The 2,306-nt window shown below is 59.8% G+C and carries 3 protein-coding genes; 1 reads left to right on the top strand and 2 read right to left on the bottom strand.

The genetic code is table 11. The features are described from left to right. Positions 1-38: 38 nt before the first annotated feature. Both JV201_RS27080 and JV201_RS27075 read right to left on the bottom strand, forming a co-directional pair. The gene (locus JV201_RS27080) at positions 39-239 is read right to left on the bottom strand and encodes a hypothetical protein (RefSeq protein WP_003209176.1); all 201 of its coding nucleotides are present in this window, start codon (positions 237-239) and stop codon (positions 39-41) included. A gap of 182 nt (positions 240-421) precedes the next feature. Next, complete coding sequence (locus tag JV201_RS27075) at positions 422-1,462, bottom strand: low specificity L-threonine aldolase (protein ID WP_219406235.1); 1,041 nt, start codon at positions 1,460-1,462, stop codon at positions 422-424. 90 nt (positions 1,463-1,552) lie between these two features. Here JV201_RS27075 and JV201_RS27070 point away from each other — a divergent pair, with 90 nt between their 5' ends. Further along, positions 1,553-2,281, top strand: a complete 729-nt coding sequence (locus JV201_RS27070; protein ID WP_177068441.1) for a TraX family protein — start codon at positions 1,553-1,555, stop codon at positions 2,279-2,281. The last annotated feature ends 25 nt before the right edge of the window (positions 2,282-2,306 follow it).

Genomic DNA, 2,306 nt, shown 5'->3' with positions numbered 1-2,306 from the left:
GCGTTCCCACGCAGAGCGTGGGAACGATCAGTTAGAGGTTATTGGGCATAGATATGCACGACGAAGTGCTGGCCGGATGCTGTCAGTTCATAGACCTTGTCAGTGATCCGCAATGTCCTCGTCGGTTCGCTGATGGTGTCGCCGATTTTCGCGGATTTTCTGAATTCGTCCCAGTCGATGACGGTGGTGCTGATAGTGCCTTCGCCTAGCAAGTTGTTTCCGTAGCGTTGCGCTTCCATGGTATTGCCCTCTGCTGGATTTCCGTTTCCGGCCGATTATTCGGCTGGCGGTTAGTCCCGAAAGGCGGCCTTTTCCTTCCGGGTTCCAAGAGGCTAGTCAATGAAAACGGAGTTTGTTGCTGTCAGAAATATCAAAAAACAGTCTCGGCCTTTCGCCATTATCTGAGGCGCTGATGCCTACTTCAGGCGCTCATCACTTCCCGAATATCTGCGGCTAATTCTCTTACACGCTCTTCCTCGGTATCCCACGCGCACATGAACCGCGCGCCGCCTTTACCGATGAAGGTGTAGAAGCGCCAGCCCTTGGCCGTCAGCGCGGCAATTGCCGGTTCCGAGAGTTGCAGGAACACGCCGTTGGCCTGTACCGGGAACATCAACTCCACACCCGGAATATCCGCCACCAGGCTGCTGAGCAATTGTGCACAGTGGTTGGCGTGGCGGGCGTGTTTGAGCCAGGCGTCGTTTTCCAGCAGGCCCACCCACGGGGCGGAGAGGAAGCGCATCTTTGAGGCAAGCTGCCCGGCTTGTTTGCAGCGGTAGTCGAAGTCTTCGGCCAGCTTGTGGTTGAAGAACAGGATCGCTTCACCCACGGCCATGCCGTTCTTGGTGCCACCAAAGCACAGCACGTCGACCCCGGCTTTCCAGGTCAGGTCGGCCGGCGAGCAGCCGAGGAATGCGCAGGCGTTGGAGAACCGTGCGCCGTCCATGTGCAGGTTCAACCCCAGTTCCTTGCAGGTGACGCTGATGGCGCGGATTTCTTTCGGGGTGTAGACGCTGCCGACTTCGGTGGCCTGGGTCAGGGTCACGACGCGGGGTTTCGGGTAGTGAATGTCCTGGCGCTTGAGGGCGATCTCGCGGATCGACTCCGGGGTCAGCTTGCCGTTTTCGGTGCGGGCGGTGAGCAGCTTGGAGCCGTTGGAGAAAAACTCCGGCGCGCCGCATTCGTCGGTTTCGACGTGGGCGGTTTCCGAGCAGATCACGCTATGGTAGCTCTGGCACAAGGAGGACAGCGCCAGGGAGTTGGCTGCGGTACCGTTGAAGGCGAAGAACACTTCGCAGTCGGTTTCGAACAGTCTGCGGAAACCGTCGGCGGCGCGGTGGGTCCATTCATCATCGCCATAGGCGCGTTGATGGCCCTGGTTGGCGAGTTCCATGGCGGCCCAGGCTTCCGGGCAGATGCCGGAATAGTTGTCGCTGGCGAATTGTTGGCTCTTGTCGGTCATGGCCCAGTCCTGTGGTCGATGTTGGTGCGCACTTTACCCAAGATTGTCGGGCGGGCGCACGCACTGTTAATGCAAAGTCATTGGGGAATTATGCACGGTTCTGAAAGCGTTCCTGTAAGCCGCGTCCGCGATGGCGCCCTGGACCTGCTCAAGTGGCTGGCGCTGCTGAGTATGGTGCTGGACCACCTGCGGTATGTCGGTTTGAGCCTGGACGGGCTGTATGTGCCGGGGCGCCTGGCGTTCCCGTGGTTTTGCCTGGCGATCGCGGCGAATTTGCATCGGGTCAAGGACGCGCCGGTGACGGGGCAGTGGCGCTATCTGGGCTGGTTGCTGCTGTTCAGTGTGATCAGTGAGGTGCCGTACCGGATGTTCATCGACGACGCCGACACGCTGAACGTACTGCCGACCCTGGCGCTGGGTTTGCTGGTTGCCCGGGGATGGCAGCAGAAGACGGTTATTGATCGAGGATTGGCGTTGATCGCGCTGGTTTTGGCGGGGTTGTTTTCGGCTCAGTTGATGTTCGGGTTTTTTGGTGTGCTGCTGCCGTTGGCGATGCTGCTGGTGTTTCGCCGGCCGTGGTACTTCAGCGTGCTGCCGGGTGTGGTGTGCCTGGCTGCCAATCAATGGCAGATCCTGCTCAATAGCGGCACGCTGGTGGCGATGCTGGGATTGGCGACATGCCTGATTGCGCCGCTGGCCGGATTGGTCTTGTTGCGACATGCCGGGCAGGTATCGCCACCGGCCATGCGGCGCTGGGCGTATGCGCTTTATCCGGCGCATTTCCTGCTGCTGCTACTCCTTCGAAAGATCATCGCCTAACCCCTGTGGAAGCGAGCTTGCTCGC

It is taken from the genome of Pseudomonas sp. Colony2, from assembly GCF_019382755.1.
Taxonomy (GTDB): domain Bacteria; phylum Pseudomonadota; class Gammaproteobacteria; order Pseudomonadales; family Pseudomonadaceae; genus Aquipseudomonas.
Note: the sequence above shows the minus strand (reverse complement) of the source record. Positions and strands in the feature narration are given on the sequence as shown.